The 533-nt window shown below is 65.5% G+C and carries 1 tRNA gene and 1 pseudogene; one reads left to right on the forward strand and one right to left on the reverse strand.

Annotation, left to right across the window (positions count from 1 at the left end):
- Positions 1–2 precede the first annotated feature (2 nt).
- Positions 3–74: transfer RNA gene (locus G6W55_RS38220), tRNA-Arg, on the forward strand.
- Positions 75–323: 249 nt separating this feature from the next.
- Here G6W55_RS38220 and G6W55_RS38225 read toward each other — a convergent pair.
- Positions 324–533 (reverse strand): annotated as a pseudogene (locus tag G6W55_RS38225) (site-specific integrase); the annotation flags it as partial.

Raw genomic sequence — 533 nt, forward strand, 5'->3', positions numbered from 1 at the left:
ACGCCCCCGTAGCTCAGGGGATAGAGCAACGGCCTCCGGAGCCGTGTGCGCAGGTTCGAATCCTGCCGGGGGCACACTGTGTAAGTGTGTCCAAGACCCCGTCACCAGCGGAAACGCTGGAGCCGGGGTCTTCGCGTATGTGCAGGCAAGTGCCGCAGAAAGCAGCCGTTTGCCACTGATCACGTTGTAATGGCGTGTTGATCTTGGAGGGCTCCGCGGCAGTTCAGCGGGGGTTTCGAAGGCCCTCAGCGCGGCTCTGTGGACTATTCGTGGACGGACGGAAGCCCCGGATCTTTCCGGGGCTCCGTTGGTCGCGCTCGACTTCAGCTCGCGGTGTCGTCCTCCCCGAGCCCCTGCATGATCCGGTCGTTCATCTCTTGCTCCTGGCCGTCGATGCACTTGGCATAGATCTTCAGGAGGACGTCCACCGAGTGGCCGGCGCGGGCGGCGACCTCAGGGGCGGGCACTCCCGAGTTGAGCCACTGGGAGACGCCCGCGTGCCGGAGGTCGTACGGCCGGAAGGCCAGGACCGA

Origin of the sequence: Streptomyces sp. CAI-85 (assembly GCF_013363615.1) — a bacterium.
Lineage (GTDB): Bacteria > Actinomycetota > Actinomycetes > Streptomycetales > Streptomycetaceae > Streptomyces > Streptomyces antibioticus_B.